Here is an 18005-nt window from a genome sequence, read left to right as displayed (position 1 = left end):
GGGTCACGGCCACGGGTACGGGGGCGGGTCAGGGTGTTCCCGGATGGAGCGCGGGCGCCGGGCCGCGAAGGTGGAGCCATGACTTCCTCGTCGCTCTCCCGCAGCCGCCTGTCCACCGCCCGGCGCCCCTCCCGCAGGTCCCTGCTCGCCGGGGTGGCCTCCGGCGCGGCGCTCGCCGCTGTCGGCACTCCGGTACCGGTCGCCGCGGCCGACAGCCGGGACACCGGCTCCGGCCACCGGCTGCCGCCGCCCGACGCGGGAGCGCTGCGCGCGGCCATCGACGATCTGGCGCACCCCCGTGCCTCCGGCGCCCAGCTGCGGGTCACCGGGTCGGCCGGCCGCTGGTACGGCACCTCGGGGGTCTCGGACCCGGCGACGGGGCGTCCGGTCGGGCTCAACGACAAGGTGCGCGCCGGCAGCGTCACCAAGGCGTTCGTGGCCACGGCGGCGCTCCAGCTCGCCGACGAGGGGCGGCTGCGCCTGGAGTCGCCCGTACGGCACTACCTCCCCGGCCTCCTGCCGGAGCGCTTCGGCGCGATCACCGTGGCGCAGCTCCTCGACCACACCAGCGGACTGCCCGACCACGTCGGTCTGCCGGACAGGAGCACCCCCGAGGCGGTGGTCCGGCACCGGTTCGACCGGTGGACGCCGCAGCAGATCGTGGCGACGGTCACCGGCGGCGAGCTGAAGTTCCGCCCCGGCAGCAAGCAGGAGTACCGCGGCATCAACTATGTGCTGGCCGCACTGGTGATCGAGCAGGTGACGGGGCGGCCGTACGGGGTCGAGATCCGCAACCGCATTCTGCGGCCGCTGCGGCTGGGCCACACCTCCTTCCCGTCGGCCAACGGCAACGAGGTGAGCATCCACGGGCCGCACATGCACGGCTGTCTGGAGATGAGCGACGGCACGCTCACGGACATCACCGAGTTCGACATGTCCAGCACCTACGCGGACGGCGAGATCGTCACCAGCACCGGTGATCTGCACCGCTTCCTGGCCGCGCTCTTCTCCGGCGCCCTGCTGCCCCAGCGGCAGCTGCGGAGGATGTTCACGCTGCCGCCCGCGCACGTACGGATGATCGACGGCACCCCCGCGCGCTACAGCACCGGCCTCCAGACCGCCACGGTGAACGGTGTCACCCTGTGGGGCAAGACGGGCCAGTACTACGGCTACGCCACCGGCATGTTCGCCACCCGGGACCAGCAGCGCCGACTGGTCTGGTCGTTCACCCCCCTACAACTGGACGCGGACCAGTCGCCCATGGCCCAACGGATCGCCGAAGCCGCCACGCTCCGCTAGGCCGCCCGCTGTTCCGGCGGGGGCGCCCCTTATGGGTCGCGACACTCAGGGGGTGTGCAGCTCCCGCCGTGCCCCCGAACACGATCAGTCACTGGTTTCGCACACCTCAGCAGAGTGTCCGCGAGAGGGCGAGCGGTGCCCTGGTCCGCCTCCCGCGAGTGCGTGACGCACCGGGTCCGGCGTCGGGCGGCGCCGAAGTCGCGGGCCATGACGGGGGCTTCCGGCTACTCCTCCGACAGCCGCTCCGCGAGGATGTGTTGGAGTTCGCGGGCCGCGCGGGTCGGGGAGACGTCGCCGCGGTGGGCGACCGAGATGGTGCGGTGCAGTCCCGGTGGCGCGAAGCGGGTGATCCGCAGCCCGGAGCGGGCGGCGACCATACGGGGGACGACGGCCACTCCGAGACCCGCGCGGACGAATCCGAGCACGGCGTCCATCTCGCCACCCTCCACCCCGAAGACGGGTTCGAAGCCCGCGTCACGGCACGCGGCCACGGTCAGCTCGCGCAGGTCGTAGCCGCGCCGGAACATCGCCAGCGGGCGGTCGCGCAGGTCCTCGACCGCGAGGCGGGAGCGGCGCACCGGCGCCGGCGCGTCCGGGGACGAGACGACGACCAGTTCCTCGCTGAGCAGTTCGGCCGTGGTGAGCACCGGCCCCTGCGCGGCGAGCGGGGTGATGATCAGTGCCAGGTCCAGTTCGCCCGCCGCCAGCACCCGCACCAGGTCCTGGGAGCCGTCCTCGTGCACGACCAGCTCCACACCGGGGTACCGGTCGTGGAAGGCACGCAGCACATCGGGGACCAGGCTGGCGCACAGGCTCGGCGGTGCCCCCAGCCGCACCCGGCCGCGCCGTAGCTGGGCGACCTCCTGCACTTCGCGACGCGCCGTCTCGGTGTCGGCCAGCACCCGCCGGGCCAGCGGCAGCAGGGCCTCGCCCGCGTCGGTGAGCGAGATGTGACCGCGCGCCCGGTGGAAGAGCTCCGCGCCCAGCTCCCGCTCCAGGGAGCGGATCTGCTGGGAGAGGGAGGGCTGGGCGACGTGCTCCCGCTGGGCGGCCCGGGTGAAGTGGCGGGTGTCGGCGACGGCGACGAAGTAGCGGAGCTGCTGGAGCTGCATACGGCAAGCATACGGCTCCACGATAGGTGGCACCTATCGTGCGCAGCCGCACTATGTCTTGGACTGATGCTGGGTTCCGTCCCTACTTTCGTGGTCATGGCGACGGCTACGCGCACTCCCACCTCCCCCGGCACCCGCCCGCCGGCCGGCTCACCACCGGGGTCCCGGGGCGGCTTCCTGCGCACCCTGTGGGGTTCGACGATCGGCAAGAAGGCGGTCATGGCGGTCAGCGGACTGCTCATGCTGGCCTATCTGCTCGTCCACATGTTCGCGAACCTGAAGGTCTTCTTCGGCCCCGAGGAGATGAACGGCTACGCGCACTGGCTGCGCACCCTCGGCGAACCGCTGCTGCGCCACGGCTGGTTCCTGTGGATCGCCCGTGCGGTGCTGCTCGCGGCCGTCGTGCTGCACGGGGTCAGCGCCTACCAGCTCAGCAGGCGCGGCATCGCCGCCCGCCCCGTCCGGTACCGGCACCAGCAGCGCCGGTCCAGTTATGCGACGCGCACCATGCGCTGGGGCGGGATCATCCTGGCGCTGTTCATCGTCTGGCACGTGCTCGACCTGACGACCGGCACCGTCAACCCGCGCGGCCAGGCGGGCCACCCCTACGAGAACATCGTCGCCGGTTTCCAGAACTGGTACGCGAACGTCATCTACATCGTCGCCATGCTCGCCGTCGGACTGCACATCCGGCACGGCTTCTGGAGCGCGGCACAGACCCTCGGCATGACGCGTCCCGGCGCCGCGCGCCTGCTCAAGGGCGGTGGCAACCTCCTCGCGGTGGTGATCACCGCCGGTTTCCTGTCCGTACCGATCGGTGTCATGACGGGAGTCGTGAGCTGAGATGACCACCCCCTACCAGGACCACCGGACCGGCGAGCCGCTCGCCGACACCAAGGCACCCGACGGGCCGATAGCCGAGCGCTGGAACAAGCGCCGCTTCGAGGCCAAGCTGGTCAACCCCGCCAATCGCCGCAAGTACACCGTCATCGTCGTCGGCACCGGGCTGGCCGGCGGCTCGGCGGGCGCCACCCTCGCCGAGGCGGGCTACCACGTCGTCCAGTTCTGCTACCAGGACTCCCCGCGCCGCGCCCACTCCGTCGCCGCACAGGGCGGCATCAACGCCGCGAAGAACTACCGCAACGACGGCGACTCGGTCCACCGCCTCTTCTACGACACCGTCAAGGGCGGCGACTTCCGCTCCCGCGAGTCCAATGTGCACCGGCTGGCGGAGATCTCCACCGAGATCATCGACCAGTGCGTCGCGCAGGGCGTGCCGTTCGCCCGCGAGTACGGCGGGCTGCTGGACACCCGCTCCTTCGGCGGCGTCCAGGTCTCCCGTACCTTCTACGCCCGCGGCCAGACGGGGCAGCAGCTGCTGCTCGGCGCCTATCAGGCGCTCTCCCGGCAGATCGCGGCCGGCAACGTGGAGATGCACGCCCGCACCGAGATGCTGGATCTGATCGTGGTCGACGGCCGGGCCCGCGGCATCGTCGCCCGCGATCTGCTGACCGGCCGGATCGACACCTACTTCGCCGACGCGGTGGTGCTGGCGACCGGCGGCTACGGCAACGTCTTCTATCTGTCCACCAACGCCAAGAACTCCAACGCGACGGCCGTCTGGCGCGCACACCGCAGGGGCGCGTACTTCGCCAACCCCTGCTTCACCCAGATCCACCCCACCTGCATCCCGCGCTCCGGCGACCACCAGTCGAAGCTGACGCTGATGAGCGAGTCGCTGCGCAACGACGGCCGGATCTGGGTGCCCAAGGCGGCCGGTGACGACCGCCCGCCGCAGGACATCCCCGAGGACGAGCGCGACTACTACCTGGAGCGCCTCTACCCCTCGTTCGGCAACCTCGTCCCCCGCGACATCGCCTCCCGCGCCGCGAAGAACGTCTGCGACGAGGGTCGCGGCGTCGGCCCCAGGGGGCACGGGCAGAGGGGCGGAGCCGAAGGCTCCTCGGTTGAGGGCGGTGGCGGGCGACGGGAGGGCGTCTATCTCGATTTCGCCGACGCCATCGCCCGGCTGGGCCGAGCGGCCGTGGAGGAGAAGTACGGCAACCTCTTCGAGATGTACGCGCGGATCACCGCCGAGGACCCGTACACCCGGCCCATGCGGATCTATCCGGCCATCCACTACACGATGGGCGGGCTGTGGGTCGACTACGACCTGATGACCACCGTTCCCGGGCTCTTCGCCATCGGCGAGGCCAACTTCTCCGACCACGGCGCCAACCGGCTCGGCGCCTCGGCGCTGATGCAGGGACTGGCCGACGGCTACTTCGTCCTCCCGGCGACGCTGGGCGACTATCTGGCCCGCCACCCGCACCAGGACGTCGATCCCGACCATCCGGCCGTCCACGAGGCGGTGTTCGCGGTGACCGACCGCCTCTACGCCCTGCTGTCCAACAACGGCGACCGCTCCCCCGACTCCTTCCACCGCGAACTCGGCGAGCTGATGTGGGACGAGTGCGGCATGTCCCGCACCGATGAGGGGCTGCGCAAGGCGCTGGAGCGCATCCCCGAACTGCGTGCCGAGTTCTGGCAGCGGATCAGGGTGCCCGGATCCGGCGAGGCGCTCAACCAGTCGCTGGAGAAGGCCAACCGGGTCGCCGACCACCTGGAGCTGGCCGAGCTGATGTGCCTGGACGCGCTGCACCGCACCGAGTCGTGCGGGGGCCACTTCCGCGAGGAGTCCCGCACCGCGGACGGTGAGGCGGTACGCAAGGACGAGGAGTTCTGCTACGCCGCCGCCTGGGAGTTCACCGGCGTCGGCCAGGCCCCCGTGCTGCACAAGGAGGCCCTCCACTTCGAGTACGTCCACCCCACCCAGCGGAGCTACACATGAACCTGACCCTCCGGATCTGGCGCCAGCCGGACGCCTCGGCGGACGGCGAGATGCGCACCTACGAGGTGACGGACATCTCCCCCGACATGTCGTTCCTGGAGATGCTCGACACCCTCAACGAGACGCTGATCGAACAGGGTGAGGAACCCGTCGCCTTCGACCACGACTGCCGCGAAGGCATCTGCGGCGCCTGCGGCATGGTGATCAACGGCCAGGCACACGGACCCGAGCGCACCACCACCTGCCAGCTGCACATGCGGCACTTCGCCGACGGCGACACCATCGACATCGAGCCGTGGCGGGCTGCCGCCTTCCCCGTCGTACGGGACCTGGTCGTCGACCGGTCCGCGTTCGACCGGGTGATCGGCGCCGGGGGCTACATCACGGCGCCCACCGGCTCGGCGCCCGAGGCCCACGCCACGGTGGTGCCCAAGCCCGCCGCCGACGCGGCCTTCGTCCACGCCGAGTGCATCGGCTGCGGCGCCTGCGTGGCCGCCTGCCCGAACGGGGCGGCCATGCTGTTCACCTCCGCCAAGGTCAACCACCTCAATGTGCTGCCGCAGGGCGCGCCCGAGCGGGAGGCCCGGGTGCTCGGCATGGTCGAGCAGATGGACGCCGAGGGTTTCGGCGGCTGCACCTTGACGGGCGAGTGCGCCACGGCCTGCCCCAAGGGCATCCCGATGCCGTCGATCGCCGCGATGAACCGCGAGTACCTGCGGGCCGCCGCCAAGCGGTGAGCCGCCCGCCCCGGCATCCTTGATCGATTTCCGCTGGACGTCCTAGGCTCCCGGTCCATGGAGACGGGGGGAGCGGGCCACGGCCCGCGGCCGTGGCGTGAGCGGCTGGTCAGGGCCCGGGCAGGTGTGGCGCTGCTCGCCGGAGCAGCGGGGCTGACCGTGCTGGGGGCGGTCTTCGTCGTCGTTCCCGGCGCGGTGGTCGACCACGATCTGGCCGGAACACACGTGGCCGCGCACGAGCGGCTCAAGGCGGTCAACGATGTCCGCACCACGCTTTTGCAGGTGATCGGCGGCCTGGTGGTGCTGATCGGCGCGTACGCGACCTGGCGGCAGCTGCGGGTCAGCCAGGAGGGCCTGCGCCTCACCCAGGAGGGGTACATCACCGACCGGTTCAGCCGGGCGGTCGACCAGCTCGGCAGCGACACACTGGATGTGCGCATCGGCGGCTTCCACGCGCTGTGGCGGATAGCGGAGCACTCGCCCCGCGACCGCGAGGCCGTCATCTCCATCCAGGCCGCCTATCTGCGTTCGCATCTGCCGTGGCCGCCCGGCGGGCCGGAAGCGCCGGCGGCGGACACGCCCATCAACGACATCGCCCCGCTGGAGACCCGGGTCCCCGACGCCCAGGTGGCGCTGACCGGTCTCGGCTCGCTGTGCCAGTACCGCGAGCAGAGCTGGGTCAACCTCAGCCGCACCGATCTGCGCCGGGCCGACGGCGACGGGCTGGTACTGCCCGAGGTCAACCTCGACGGCGCCTGTATGGAGGCCGCCGGCCTCTACCACGCCGATCTGACCCAGGCGTCGCTCACCTCCGTCAACCTGCGGCACGGCGACCTGCAGACCGCGATCCTGCGCAGGGCACGCTGCGTCTCGGCCGATCTGCGGGGCGCGCGGCTGGTCGAGACCGACCTGCGCGACGCCGACTTGTCCGAGGCCGATCTGCGCGAGGCGAACCTGCGCAAGGCCGACGCCAAGGGTGCCGCCTTCCGCGGCGCCGACCTGCGCCTGGCCGATCTGCGTGGCACCGACCTGAGCACGGCCGACCTGGACCGGGCACGGTTGACGGGTGCCCTGGTCAGCGACCGTACGCGCTGGCCCGCCGGCTTCGACCACACGGCCACCGGCGTGGTGGCCGCCGAGGACCCCGGTCCCGAACCGCCGCCCCTGCTGCAGCCGCCGGGGATCACGACCCAGCACCCGCCGCTGCGCTCCCTGCCGTGACCAGGAGCCCGGTACCGGACTCCACCGGGAACCGGCCATACAGTGGTGGCGTGACGACCAGCCAGCGGCCCACTCTGCCCGAACTCGCCCGCCAGGCGCTCTCCTCCGTGCAGCGGGGCTACGACCTGCTGGCACCGAAGTTCGATCACACCCACTACCGCACCCCCGACCCGGTGCTGGAGGCGACGGCGGCAGCGCTCAGGACCGGCGGCGGTCCCTTCGGCGACGGGCTCGACCTGTGCTGCGGCACCGGAGCGGGCCTGCGGGTGCTCGGCGAGGTGTGCACGGACCGCGCCGTGGGCGTCGACTTCAGCGCGGGCATGCTGGCCGAGGCCGAACCGGCCTTCGCGGCCCCCCGGCCCCCGGCCCCGTACCGGGTGCGGGCCAACGCGCACGCGCTGCCCTTCCGCCGGGCCGCCTTCGACCTGGTGGTCAGCTTCGGCGCGTTCGGCCACTTCCTGCCGTCCGAACGCCCCTACCTGTTCGAGGAGGTACACGAGGTGCTCCGGGACGGCGGCACGTTCGCGTTCCCGATGGCGGCGCCACCGCGCCCGGGGACGGCGGCCTACTGGTCGCTGCTGGCGTTCGACGCGGCGATGCGGGTGCGCAACGCAGTGTGGCGGCCGCCGTTCGTCATGTACTACCGCACCTGGCCGCTGGCCGACGTCCGCGACGACCTGCGGCGGACCGGCTTCGACGTAGCCCTGCGGCCCCTCCCGCAACTGGGCCACCGGAACGACGGCTCACCGCGCTGCCGCCTGGTCGTGGCGACGAAGCGCTGACCGCACGGCGGCCCGCGCGGCAGCGCGGGCCGCACCCGGTCGGGCGCTGGCAAGCGGCGCGATCCCGGCGATCAGGTGGCGGGCCTCAGCGCACCGGGTGGCCCGCGTCGCGCAGGGTGTCCTTCACCTCGCCGATCCGCAGATCGCCGAAGTGGAAGACGGAGGCGGCCAGTACGGCGTCGGCACCCGCTCCGATGGCCGGCAGGAAGTGGTCGAGGCGTCCGGCGCCGCCGGAGGCGATCACCGGGACGGTGACGTGCTTGCGGACGGCGGCGATCATCTCCGTGTCGTAGCCGTCCTTGGTGCCGTCCGCGTCCATGGAGTTGAGCAGGATCTCGCCGGCGCCCAGTTCGGCGGCGCGGTGGGCCCACTCGACGGCGTCGAGGTCGGTGCCGCGGCGCCCGCCGTGCGTGGTGACCTCGAATCCCTCGCCTCCGGCGCGGCGGCGGGCGTCGACGGACAGCACCAGCACCTGGCGCCCGAAGCGTTCGGCGATCTCCCGGATCAGCTCGGGACGGGCGATGGCCGCGGTGTTGACGCCCACCTTGTCGGCCCCGGCGCGCAGCAGCTTGTCCACGTCCTCAGCAGTGCGCACCCCGCCGCCGACGGTCAGCGGGATGAACACCTGCTCGGCGGTGCGCCGCACCACGTCGTAGGTGGTCTCGCGGTCGCCGGAGGAGGCCGTGATGTCCAGGAACGTCAGCTCGTCGGCGCCCTCGGCGTCGTAGACCTTGGCCATCTCGACCGGGTCGCCGGCGTCGCGCAGGTTCTGGAAGTTGACGCCCTTGACGACCCGGCCGCCGTCCACGTCCAGGCAGGGGATGACTCGGACCGCGAGGGTCATGCGGGGTGTGCTCCTTGGGTGCCCTGTGTACCTTGCTGGTCCCGGTACGCCTCCATCTCGACCTCGACCACCAGGCTGGGGTCGGCGAACCCGGAAACGATGATCATGGAGGAGACCGGCCGGACCTCGCCGAACAGCTCCTTGTGGGCGCGGCCCACCTCTTCCACGTCCCGCGCATGGGCGAGGAACATACGGGTGCGCACCACGCTGTCGGCGCCCAGCCCGAGGCTCTTCAGCGCGTCCAGCCCGACGCCGAACGCGGTGATGGCCTGCTCGTACGGACCCCCTTCGGTGATCACGCCGTCCACGACCGAGGTGCAGCCGGCCACCAGCACCAGGCCGTTGGGCAGCTCCACCGCGCGGGAGTAGCCGAAGGGCTCCTCCCACGGAGCATCGGACGCGATCCGGTGTATCGATCCCATCAGGCAACCGCCTCCAACGCCTCTTCAAGGGTGAACGCCTTGGCGTAGAGGGCCTTTCCCACGATCGCCCCTTCGACACCTTCGCCGACCAGTCCCGCGATGGCCCGCAGGTCGTCGAGGGAGGAGACCCCGCCGCTGGCGATCACCGGCCGGTCGGTGACGGCGCACACGTTGCGCAGCAGCTCCAGGTTGGGGCCCTTGAGGGTGCCGTCCTTGGCGATGTCGGTGACGACGTAGCGGGCGCAGCCCTCGGAGTCGAGGCGGGCCAGCGTCTCGTACAGATCGCCGCCGTCCCGGGTCCAGCCGCGGCCGCGCAGCGTGGTGCCGCGTACATCGAGGCCGACGGCGATCTTGTCGCCGTGCTCGGCGATGACCTTGGCGACCCACTCGGGGGCCTCCAGCGCGGCCGTACCCAGGTTGACCCGGCGGCAGCCGGTGGCCAGAGCCGCCTTGAGCGAGGCGTCGTCGCGGATGCCGCCGGACAGCTCGACCTTGATGTCCATCGCGCGCGCCACCTGGGCGATCTGCTCCCGGTTGTCACCGGTGCCGAACGCGGCGTCCAGGTCGACCAGGTGCAGCCACTCGGCTCCGGCCCGCTGCCAGGCCAGCGCGGCCTCCAGCGGGTCGCCGTAGGAGGTCTCGGAGCCGGACTCGCCGTGTACCAGGCGGACGGCCTGCCCGTCGCGGACGTCTACGGCGGGCAGCAGCTCAAGCCGGTTGCTCACGGCGGTCACGCTCTTTCGGCTCTGAGGACTTACGGGACTCACGGGGCTCACAGGGCTCACAGGGTTTCGATCCAGTTTCTCAGCAACTGTGCTCCGGCGTCGCCGGACTTCTCGGGGTGGAACTGGGTGGCCCACAGCGGCCCGTTCTCCACGGCGGCGACGAAGCGCCCGGCGTGCGTCGTCCAGCTCACCACCGGCGGCGCGAGGGCCGGGTTGGTGGCCTGGAGCTCCCAGTCGTGCACGGCGTAGGAGTGTACGAAGTAGTAGCGCTCGTCGGCGGGCACACCGGCGAACAACCGCGAGTCGTCCGGCGCCGCCACGGTGTTCCAGCCCATGTGCGGGACCGGGTGCGCCGCGTCGGTGGCGAGCGGGCCGACGGTGCCGGGCCACTCGTCCATGCCCTCGGCCTCCTCGCCGTGCTCGATGCCCCGGGAGAAGAGGATCTGCATACCGACGCAGATGCCCATGACGGGCCGGCCGCCGGCCAGCCGCCGCCCGATCACCCAGTGGCCGCGCGCTTCGACCAGCCCTGCCATGCAGGCGGCGAACGCCCCCACTCCGGGGACGAGGAGGCCGTCGGCGGCCATCGCCTTGTCGTAGTCGCGGGTGATCTCGACCTCGGCTCCGGCCCGCTCCAGTGCACGCTCGGCCGAGCGCACGTTGCCGAAGCCGTAGTCGAAGACCACCACGCTCTTGGAGTTGCTCATCACGACCACCAGTCCAACCGCAGGATTCCCGCCACCAGGCACATGGCCGAGGCGAGCGAGAGCAGCACGATCACACCCTTGGGCAGCTGCTGCTTCCAGAAGGAGATCGCCCCGCCGGCCAGGAACAGCCCCACGAAGATCAGCAGCGCCGCCAGCCCCGTCACAGGGCGCCCTTGGTGGAGGGGATACCGGTCTGCCGCGGGTCCCTCTCGCTGGCGTAGCGCAGGGCGCGGGCCAGCGCCTTGAACTGGCACTCCACGATGTGGTGCGCGTTGCGCCCGTACGGTACGTGGACGTGCAGGGCGATCTGGGCCTGGGCGACGAAGGACTCCAGGATGTGCCGGGTCATCGTCGTGTCGTAGCTGCCGATCATCGGCGCCATGGACTCGGGCTCGGTGTGCACCAGGTAGGGGCGTCCCGACAGGTCCACGGTCACCTGGGCGAGCGACTCGTCCAGCGGCACCGAGGCGTTGGCGAACCGGACGATGCCGCGCTTGTCGCCGAGGGCCTGCTTGAAGGCGGCGCCCAGCGCCAGCGAGGTGTCCTCGATGGTGTGGTGGCTGTCGATGTGCAGATCGCCCTCGGTCTTGACCGTGAGGTCGAACAGGCCGTGCCGGCCGAGCTGGTCGAGCATGTGGTCGTAGAAGCCCACGCCCGTGGAGACGTCCACATCGCCCTTGCCGTCGAGGTCGATCTCGACCACGACAGAGGTCTCCTTGGTGGTGCGCTCCACCCGGCCCTTGCGCGTCATCAGTCGCTCTTCTCCTTCAGTTCCTTCGTCACGGCTCGCACCGCGTCGAGGAACGCGTCGTTCTCCTCCGGCGTGCCCGCCGTCACCCGCAGCCAGCCGGGGACCCCGTTGTCCCGGACCAGTACGCCGTGGGCCAGCAGCGCCTCCCACACGGCGTGCGATCCGGCCGCGCCGTCGAAGCGGCCGAACTGTACGAAGTTGGCGTCCGAGGCGGTGACCTGGCAGCCGATGGCCCGCAGCTCGGTCACCAGCCGGTCGCGTTCGGTCTTCAGCTGCTCCACGTAGCCGAGCAGGGTGTCGGTGTGCTCCAGCGCGGCCAGCGCCGTGGCCTGGGTGACCGCCGACAGGTGGTAGGGCAGCCGCACCAGCTGGACGGCGTCCACCACGGCGGGCGCCGCGGCCAGATAGCCGAGCCGCAGCCCGGCGGCGCCGAACGCCTTGGACATGGTGCGCGAGAGCACCAGCGTGTCACGGCCCTCGATCAGCGGCAGCAGCGAGGGGTGGTGCGAGAACTCGCCGTACGCCTCGTCCACCACCACCAGCGCCCCGTGTTCATGACGGTCCGACCGGGCCGCCTGCGCGGCCTCGTACAGCGCCAGCACCGTCTCCTCGGTGACGGCGGTGCCGGTCGGGTTGTTGGGCGAGCAGACGAACACGACGTCCGGCTTGTGCTCGGCGATGGCGGCGACGGCGGCCTCGGTGTCGATGGTGAAGTCGTCGTTGCGCGGACCCGACAGCCAGCCGGTGCCGGTGCCGCGGGCGATCAGCGCGTGCATCGAGTACGAGGGCTCGAAGCCAAGGGCCGTACGCCCTGGCCCGCCGAACGCCTGGAGGAGCTGCTGGAGCACCTCGTTGGAGCCGTTGGCCGCCCACACCTGCCGGTGGTCGACGGTGTGGCCCGCCGTGCGGGACAGATAGCGGGCGAGCTCGGTGCGCAGTTCGACCGCGTCCCGGTCCGGGTAGCGGTTCAGCCCGCGCGCGGCCTCGGTGACCCGCTCGGCGATCCGCGCCACCAGCTCCTCGGGGAGCGGATAGGGGTTCTCGTTGGTGTTCAGCCGTACGGGGACGTCCAGCTGCGGCGCGCCGTAGGGGGACTTGCCGCGCAGCTCGTCCCGGATGGGGAGATCGTCAATGCCGGTCACGAGCCGCTCTCCGGAACCTTCCAGTCGAACCTTGCCTTGAGTGCCGCGCCGTGTGCGGGCAGGTCCTCCGCCTCCGCCAGGGCGACGACATGGTGGGTGACCTCGGCCAACGCGTCCCGGGTGTAGTCCACGACGTGGATACCGCGCAGGAAGGACTGGACCGACAGGCCCGAGGAGTGGCAGGCGCAGCCGCCGGTGGGCAGCACATGGTTGGAGCCCGCGGCGTAGTCGCCGAGCGAGACGGGAGCGTACGGGCCGACGAAGATCGCGCCCGCGTTGCGTACCCGCGCCGCCCAGGCCGCGGCGTCGGCCGTCTGGATCTCCAGGTGCTCGGCGGCGTAGCCGTTGACGACGGCCAGGCCGGCTTCGAGGGAGTCGACCAGGACGATGCCCGACTGCCGCCCGGCCAGCGCCTCGGCGATGCGTTCGCTGTGCCTGGTGGCGGGCACCTGCGTCTTCAGCTCGCCCTCGACCGCCTCGGCCAGCGCCTCGGAGGGGGTGACCAGCACCGCGGCGGCCACCACGTCGTGCTCGGCCTGGGAGATCAGGTCGGAAGCGACGTGGGCCGCGTCCGCGGTGTCGTCGGCGAGGATCGCGATCTCGGTCGGGCCCGCCTCGGAGTCGATGCCGATGACGCCCTTGAGCAACCGCTTGGCGGCGGCCACATAGATGTTGCCGGGGCCGGTCACCAGCTGGGCCGGGGCGCACTCCTCGGTGCCGTGGGCGAACATCGCCACGGCCTGGGCGCCGCCCACCGCGTAGACCTCCTCGACGCCCAGCAGGGCGCAGGCGGCGAGGATGGTGGGGTGCGGCAGGCCGGCGAACTCGCGCTGCGCGGGTGAGGCCACGGCCAGCGAGCCGACGCCCGCCTCCTGCGCGGGCACCACATTCATCACCACGGACGACGGGTAGACGGCGCGCCCGCCCGGTACGTACAGCCCCACGCGCTCCACCGGCACCCAACGCTCGGTGACGGTGCCGCCGGGCACCACCTGCACGGTGGAGTCGGTGCGCCGCTGGTCGCGGTGGACGATCCGGGCGCGCCGGACGGACTCCTCCAGGGCCGCGCGGACGGTCGGGTCCAGCTCCTCCAGGGCCTCGCGGAGCGCCTCGGCCGGCACCCGGGTGCGCTCCAGGCGCACCCCGTCGAACTTCTCCGTGTACTCGATCACCGCGGCCGCGCCACGATGCCGTACGTCGTCGCAGATGGGCCGCACCTTCTCCAGGGCGGCCTCGACGTCGAGCTCGGCACGGGGCAGCAGGTCACGGTCGAGCGCGCCGCTCACCGGGCCGGAGGCCAAAGGGGTGCCCTCCGCCGGGAGGCCGGAGGGGAGTGCGGCGCCACGCAGATCGATTCGGGAGATCACACACTCAAGTCTCTCAGACCCTCGGCGTGCCCCGGCCGCCCGTATCAGAGGCTGATACAGGCCACAGACGACGATCGTCGCCTCCCGCGTTCATCCGGTCACGGAGCGGGAAAGGGAGCGGTACGACCACCACGTTCGAACACCGCGCGGCCTGCGCCGCGGAAGACGGGCGAACGCGAGAGACCGAGTGATCAAGAGGGGGAGACCGCGTGAGCGAGCCAGCGGACTCGGGCGAGCCGCCGCCGGGGCTGCAGCTGACGACTGCGGAGTGGGGGCTCTGGCAGGCGTTCCGCAACGGAACCGAGCACGATCTGCGCCACGGCGAGGCCGAGCTCGACGACCCCAACGGGGACCACCCCTGGGGCCCGGAGCGCACGGTGCGTGCCCGGGTGATCGCGCTGCTGCTGCTGCACGGGCCGCCGCCGCTGCTGGGCAGGGTCGCCTCGCTGCATCTGACCGGCGCGTTCGTGACGGGCTGCCTGGATCTGTCGGGCGGCGCCGTGGAGCCGTTCTTCGAGCTGCGGCAGTGCCGCTTCGAGGACGAGGTGCGGATGCCGGAGGCCCGCGTGAACACCGCGCGGTTCGTCGACTGCTACCTCCCCCGCCTGGAGGCGGCCCGGCTCACCACCGAGGGCGATCTGCACCTGCCCAGGTGCAGCATCCCCGAAGGCATCAAACTCACGGACGCCACGATCGGCACCGATCTGCTGCTCAACGAGGCGACCGTGGGCAGCGGCCGGCGGACCCGCGCCATCGCGGCGGACGGCGTCAACGTCTCCCAGGAGCTCCAGGCCAGCCTGCTGGTCACCGACGGGCAGGTCAGCCTGCGCGGTGCCTCCGTCGGCAGTTCGCTGCACATGTTCGGCTCGGTGCTGCGCAACCCGCGCGGGCGCTTCGCGCTGTACGCGCCGCAGATGACGGTCGAGCAGGTGGCCAGCTTCGCCGACGCCGGGCGCGGCAGCGCCCCGCAGATGTACGGCATCACACCGCCGACCGGTATCCGCTACGGCTCCCAGCAGGGCACCTTCCCCCAGGCTCCCGGCTTCACCCGGTCGGGGTGGGACCCCCATCGCACCAAGCACTTCCAGTGCACCGGCGGCGTGGTGCTGGACGACGGTCGGTTCGGCTCCTCGCTGGTGATCGAGAACGCCCGGCTGGAGATGCAGCGCGACCAGGAGCTGTCGCTGCGCCGCATCACCACGCCGGAGCTGACCTTCACCCCGCAGCTGCCCGAGCGGGGCCTGGTCGTGCTGTCCGGGGCGAGTGTGGAGAAGCTGATGGACCGCGCCTCCAGCTGGCCGGGCGACCACCGGCTGTGGATGGCGGGCTTCACCTACCAGCACGCCATCCCCAAGGAGGGGCACTTCAACGTCCGCGAACGGCTCCAGTGGATCAACGCGGCGACCGCGGAGTACGCGCCGGAGCCGTACGAGCAGCTGGCGGCGATGTACCGGAACAGCGGCGAGGACACCAACGCGCGCCTCGTGCTGCTGGCCAAGCAGCGCCGCCGCCGCGAGACGCTCCCGCTGCCCGGCAAGCTGTGGGGCGTCCTGCAGGACTGGACGGTGGCGTACGGCTACCGGCCGGGGCAGGCCGCGCTGTGGATGGCGCTGCTGTGGCTGACCGGGGCGATGCTGTTCCAGGCCCACCGGCCGCCCGCCCTCAAGGGCGACGAGGCACCGCACTGGAACGCCGCCCTGTACGCGCTGGACCTGCTGCTGCCCGTGATCACCTTCGGACAGGACACGGCGTGGGACCCGGGCGGCGGCTATCAGTGGATCGCCGCGGGCATGATCATGGCCGGCTGGGTGCTGGCGACGACGGTGGCCGCGGGCGCCACCCGGCTGCTGCGCCGGCAGTAGTTGCCGGGGCCGGTGCCCCGGGAGCGGCGCGGCCCCGGCCCCGGGTAGATCCGTAAGGCGCACCGGGCCGCGCGGTGGGCGCCGGAGGCTTTAGGCTTACCGGTTGTGACAACCGCGCTTCCGCTCTTCCCGCTCAACTCGGTGCTGTTCCCGGGGCTGGTGCTGCCGCTGAACATCTTCGAGCCGCGGTACCGCGCGCTGATGCGGGACCTGCTCGCGCTGCCCGAGGACGCGCCGCGCCGCTTCGGCGTCGTCGCCATCCGGGACGGCCGCGAGGTCGCGCCCGCGGCCACCGGCATGCCCGACTCGGCGCCGCCGCCGGGCACCGACCCGACGGCAGGCTTCGGCCCCGACCCGATCAAGTCGTTCTACACGGTCGGCTGCATCGCCGACGCGTCCACCATCCGCGAGCGCGTCGCGGGCCTGGGCGCCCCGGACGCGGCGGACGAGCCCGAGGAGGCGGCTCCGGGTGCCGACCCGCGCACCAGCACCACCGGTTACGAGGTGCTGGCGACCGGTACCACCCGGTTCCGGCTGCTCTCGGTGGACGCCTCCGGGCCGTATCTCACCGGCGAGATCGAGGAGCTGCCCGAGGAGGAGGGCGACGAGGCCGGCGCGCTCGCCTCCGGAGTGCTGCGTGCCTTCCGCGCGTACCAGAAGCGGCTGGCCAGCGCCCGTGAGCGGACCCTGGCGGCCGGGCAGGAGCAGGACCTGCCGGACGACCCCTCGGTCGTCTCGTACCTGGTCGCGGCGGCCACGGTGCTGGACACCCCGGCCAAGCAGCGGCTGCTCCAGGCGCCGGACACCGCGACCCGGCTCGCCGACGAGCTGAAGCTGCTGCGCCGGGAGACGGCCGTCATCGGCAAGCTGCCGTCGCTGCCCGCGGCGGAACTGACGCGGAACCCGACCAGCCAGAACTGAGACCCGTCCGGGGGCGGAGGACATGGGGAAGAAGAACAAGCGGCAGGGGTCGGCGACGCCCGCGATCGTCGCGGCCACCGAGGCGGGCATCGTGTTCGAGACGCACGCCTACCAGCACGATCCGGCGGCCCCCTCCTACGGCGAGGAGGCCGCCGAGGCCATGGGGGTGCCGCCCGAGCAGGTCTTCAAGACGCTGGTGGCCGACGTCGACGGGGCGCTGACGGTCGCCGTCGTCCCGGTCTCCGCCTCGCTGGACCTCAAGGCCCTGGCGGCGGCGGTGGGCGGCAAACGCGCCGCCATGGCCGACCCGGCAGCGGCCGAGCGTACGACGGGCTATGTACGCGGCGGCATCTCCCCGCTGGGGCAGCGCAAACGGCTGCCCACGGTGCTGGACGCCTCCGCCGAGGAGTATGCCGCGGTTTTCGTCTCCGCCGGGCGCCGCGGCCTGGAGATCGAGCTCGCCCCCTCGGACCTCGCCGAACTGACCGGCGCGGTGGTGGCTCCGGTGGCCCGGCCCTGACCGCAAGGGGCACCCCTACCCGCAAGCGGTCAGCTCTCCCATCGCTGCGGGGCGGCGACAACCGCGCCCGGCGCGTCGTCGCGGGGGCCGAAGAAGGCCGTGGCCAGCAGGTGGACGAGGACGGCCGCGAAGGGCCAGGCGAGCAGCACCCCGTAGGCGTGCAGCTCCAGCGGAGCGTCGAAAGTGGCGCCCTGACCCGCGGCCCGCGCCGCCGCGGACAGGTCCGTCTCGGGGCCGAGCCACACGCCGGTGCGCCAGGCCAGCAAGGAGCCCAGCAGCCCGCCCACACCGAGGCCGACGACGAGGCCGACGCCCCCGCTCCTGCGGGCCAGGAAGACGGCGACGCCCGTCACCAGGCCGAACCCCAGACCGAGCAGGGCGAAGATGCCCTCCGCCGCGATGGCCTCCTCGCCCTCGGGGTGTTTGAACAGCACCAGCTTCCCGCTCGAGTACAGCGGCACCCGGGGCGCCAGCCACAGCCACAGCAGGCCCAGCAGCACCCCGGCGACGGCGACGGCCGCCGCACACACGGCGGCGTCCCGCAACTCACGGCGGACGAGCGGTCCGCCCTCGCCGCCGTAGCCCGCGCTCACCGCGTGCGGCGGCGCCGGGGGCGGGGCCGACGCGGCGGCGCCGGGCTGGTCACCCGGTCCGGCCTGGGGCGCGGAGGGGTGGGAGGGATCCGGGTTGTGGGAGGAGGGCGTCGGTACGGTCACCCCGCCATCGTGCCAGGCCCGCCCCG

Annotated in this window: 19 protein-coding genes; 9 read left to right on the top strand and 10 right to left on the bottom strand. The window is 72.3% G+C overall.

Translation table 11 applies throughout. From position 1 onward, the window contains the following. The first annotated feature begins 78 nt into the window (after positions 1 to 78). The gene (locus JW613_RS06490; RefSeq protein ID WP_209209740.1) at positions 79 to 1299 is read left to right on the top strand and encodes a serine hydrolase domain-containing protein; all 1221 of its coding nucleotides are present in this window, start codon (positions 79 to 81) and stop codon (positions 1297 to 1299) included. A gap of 224 nt (positions 1300 to 1523) precedes the next feature. On the opposite strand, the gene JW613_RS06485 is transcribed toward JW613_RS06490, so the two are convergent. Beyond that, complete coding sequence (locus JW613_RS06485) at positions 1524 to 2411, bottom strand: LysR family transcriptional regulator (RefSeq protein ID WP_209209739.1); 888 nt, start codon at positions 2409 to 2411, stop codon at positions 1524 to 1526. Positions 2412 to 2507: 96 nt separating this feature from the next. On the opposite strand from JW613_RS06485, the gene JW613_RS06480 reads away from it, so the two are divergent. Genes JW613_RS06480 through JW613_RS06460 form a run of 5 tightly spaced genes read left to right on the top strand, consistent with a single transcriptional unit; the run spans position 2508 to position 8002 of the window. After that, on the top strand, positions 2508 to 3254 hold the full coding sequence (locus JW613_RS06480) for a succinate dehydrogenase cytochrome b subunit (protein WP_209209738.1): 747 nt from the start codon (positions 2508 to 2510) through the stop codon (positions 3252 to 3254). Position 3255: 1 nt separating this feature from the next. After that, the gene (locus JW613_RS06475; protein ID WP_209209737.1) at positions 3256 to 5262 is read left to right on the top strand and encodes a fumarate reductase/succinate dehydrogenase flavoprotein subunit; all 2007 of its coding nucleotides are present in this window, start codon (positions 3256 to 3258) and stop codon (positions 5260 to 5262) included. After that, on the top strand, positions 5259 to 5999 hold the full coding sequence (locus tag JW613_RS06470) for a succinate dehydrogenase/fumarate reductase iron-sulfur subunit (protein WP_209209736.1): 741 nt from the start codon (positions 5259 to 5261) through the stop codon (positions 5997 to 5999). Before JW613_RS06475 ends, JW613_RS06470 begins: the two co-directional genes overlap by 4 nt. 57 nt (positions 6000 to 6056) lie before the next feature. Continuing rightward, the gene (locus tag JW613_RS06465; RefSeq protein ID WP_209209735.1) at positions 6057 to 7220 is read left to right on the top strand and encodes a pentapeptide repeat-containing protein; all 1164 of its coding nucleotides are present in this window, start codon (positions 6057 to 6059) and stop codon (positions 7218 to 7220) included. Between the two features lie 50 nt (positions 7221 to 7270). After that, a complete protein-coding gene (locus JW613_RS06460; RefSeq protein WP_209209734.1) occupies positions 7271 to 8002 on the top strand; it encodes a class I SAM-dependent methyltransferase in 732 nt (243 codons plus the stop codon). Positions 8003 to 8087: 85 nt separating this feature from the next. On the opposite strand, the gene hisF is transcribed toward JW613_RS06460, so the two are convergent. Genes hisF through hisD form a run of 8 tightly spaced genes read right to left on the bottom strand, consistent with a single transcriptional unit; the run spans position 8088 to position 13960 of the window. After that, positions 8088 to 8846: an imidazole glycerol phosphate synthase subunit HisF gene (gene hisF / locus JW613_RS06455; RefSeq protein WP_209209733.1), complete on the bottom strand. Its 759-nt coding sequence runs from the start codon at positions 8844 to 8846 to the stop codon at positions 8088 to 8090. Then, positions 8843 to 9268, bottom strand: coding sequence for a Rid family hydrolase (locus JW613_RS06450; protein WP_185016612.1), 426 nt, complete (start codon positions 9266 to 9268; stop codon positions 8843 to 8845). The genes hisF and JW613_RS06450 overlap by 4 nt, the downstream gene beginning before the upstream one ends. Continuing rightward, positions 9268 to 9993, bottom strand: coding sequence for a bifunctional 1-(5-phosphoribosyl)-5-((5-phosphoribosylamino)methylideneamino)imidazole-4-carboxamide isomerase/phosphoribosylanthranilate isomerase PriA (priA, locus tag JW613_RS06445; protein ID WP_372447914.1), 726 nt, complete (start codon positions 9991 to 9993; stop codon positions 9268 to 9270). The genes JW613_RS06450 and priA overlap by 1 nt, the downstream gene beginning before the upstream one ends. 56 nt (positions 9994 to 10049) lie before the next feature. Next, complete coding sequence (hisH, locus tag JW613_RS06440; protein ID WP_209209731.1) at positions 10050 to 10700, bottom strand: imidazole glycerol phosphate synthase subunit HisH; 651 nt, start codon at positions 10698 to 10700, stop codon at positions 10050 to 10052. Further along, positions 10700 to 10864, bottom strand: a complete 165-nt coding sequence (locus JW613_RS06435; protein WP_173869221.1) for a CG2302 family histidine operon protein — start codon at positions 10862 to 10864, stop codon at positions 10700 to 10702. Before JW613_RS06435 ends, hisH begins: the two co-directional genes overlap by 1 nt. Then, positions 10861 to 11451 (bottom strand): imidazoleglycerol-phosphate dehydratase HisB, encoded by a 591-nt coding sequence (hisB, locus tag JW613_RS06430; protein ID WP_099879829.1) that lies wholly within the window; start codon positions 11449 to 11451, stop codon positions 10861 to 10863. The genes JW613_RS06435 and hisB overlap by 4 nt, the downstream gene beginning before the upstream one ends. Then, positions 11451 to 12593 carry a histidinol-phosphate transaminase gene (locus JW613_RS06425; protein WP_209209730.1) on the bottom strand — a complete coding sequence of 381 codons (1143 nt, stop codon included), beginning with the start codon at positions 12591 to 12593 and terminating at the stop codon, positions 11451 to 11453. The genes hisB and JW613_RS06425 overlap by 1 nt, the downstream gene beginning before the upstream one ends. Beyond that, positions 12590 to 13960 carry a histidinol dehydrogenase gene (gene hisD / locus JW613_RS06420; RefSeq protein WP_372447912.1) on the bottom strand — a complete coding sequence of 457 codons (1371 nt, stop codon included), beginning with the start codon at positions 13958 to 13960 and terminating at the stop codon, positions 12590 to 12592. The genes JW613_RS06425 and hisD overlap by 4 nt, the downstream gene beginning before the upstream one ends. A 209-nt stretch (positions 13961 to 14169) precedes the next feature. Here hisD and JW613_RS06415 point away from each other — a divergent pair, with 209 nt between their 5' ends. From JW613_RS06415 to ybaK, 3 genes are all read left to right on the top strand, one after another. After that, the gene (locus tag JW613_RS06415) at positions 14170 to 15822 is read left to right on the top strand and encodes an oxidoreductase (protein ID WP_209209729.1); all 1653 of its coding nucleotides are present in this window, start codon (positions 14170 to 14172) and stop codon (positions 15820 to 15822) included. A 105-nt stretch (positions 15823 to 15927) separates the two neighbouring features. Further along, positions 15928 to 16743 (top strand): LON peptidase substrate-binding domain-containing protein, encoded by an 816-nt coding sequence (locus tag JW613_RS06410; protein WP_209209728.1) that lies wholly within the window; start codon positions 15928 to 15930, stop codon positions 16741 to 16743. 22 nt (positions 16744 to 16765) lie between these two features. Beyond that, positions 16766 to 17263 carry a Cys-tRNA(Pro) deacylase gene (gene ybaK / locus JW613_RS06405; RefSeq protein WP_209209727.1) on the top strand — a complete coding sequence of 166 codons (498 nt, stop codon included), beginning with the start codon at positions 16766 to 16768 and terminating at the stop codon, positions 17261 to 17263. Positions 17264 to 17292: 29 nt separating this feature from the next. Here ybaK and JW613_RS06400 read toward each other — a convergent pair whose 3' ends face one another. Then, the gene (locus tag JW613_RS06400; protein ID WP_209209726.1) at positions 17293 to 17979 is read right to left on the bottom strand and encodes a hypothetical protein; all 687 of its coding nucleotides are present in this window, start codon (positions 17977 to 17979) and stop codon (positions 17293 to 17295) included. Between the last annotated feature and the right edge of the window lie 26 nt (positions 17980 to 18005).

Origin of the sequence: Streptomyces smyrnaeus, assembly GCF_017676345.1 — a bacterium.
Taxonomy (GTDB): Bacteria; Actinomycetota; Actinomycetes; order Streptomycetales; family Streptomycetaceae; genus Streptomyces; species Streptomyces smyrnaeus.
The sequence above is the reverse complement of the archived record's forward strand: the minus strand, read 5'-3'. Positions and strand labels throughout refer to the sequence as shown.

Excerpts from the sequence above, each read along its gene's own strand:
- JW613_RS06490 (WP_209209740.1), top strand. The coding sequence starts at position 79 with ATGACTTCCTCGTCGCTCTCCCGCAGCCGCCTGTCCACCGCCCGGCGC.
- JW613_RS06485 (WP_209209739.1), bottom strand. The coding sequence starts at position 2,411 with ATGCAGCTCCAGCAGCTCCGCTACTTCGTCGCCGTCGCCGACACCCGC.
- JW613_RS06480 (WP_209209738.1), top strand. The coding sequence starts at position 2,508 with ATGGCGACGGCTACGCGCACTCCCACCTCCCCCGGCACCCGCCCGCCG.
- JW613_RS06475 (WP_209209737.1), top strand. The coding sequence starts at position 3,256 with ATGACCACCCCCTACCAGGACCACCGGACCGGCGAGCCGCTCGCCGAC.
- JW613_RS06470 (WP_209209736.1), top strand. The coding sequence starts at position 5,259 with ATGAACCTGACCCTCCGGATCTGGCGCCAGCCGGACGCCTCGGCGGAC.
- JW613_RS06465 (WP_209209735.1), top strand. The coding sequence starts at position 6,057 with ATGGAGACGGGGGGAGCGGGCCACGGCCCGCGGCCGTGGCGTGAGCGG.
- hisF (WP_209209733.1), bottom strand. The coding sequence starts at position 8,846 with ATGACCCTCGCGGTCCGAGTCATCCCCTGCCTGGACGTGGACGGCGGC.
- JW613_RS06450 (WP_185016612.1), bottom strand. The coding sequence starts at position 9,268 with ATGGGATCGATACACCGGATCGCGTCCGATGCTCCGTGGGAGGAGCCC.
- hisH (WP_209209731.1), bottom strand. The coding sequence starts at position 10,700 with ATGAGCAACTCCAAGAGCGTGGTGGTCTTCGACTACGGCTTCGGCAAC.
- hisB (WP_099879829.1), bottom strand. The coding sequence starts at position 11,451 with ATGACGCGCAAGGGCCGGGTGGAGCGCACCACCAAGGAGACCTCTGTC.
- ybaK (WP_209209727.1), top strand. The coding sequence starts at position 16,766 with ATGGGGAAGAAGAACAAGCGGCAGGGGTCGGCGACGCCCGCGATCGTC.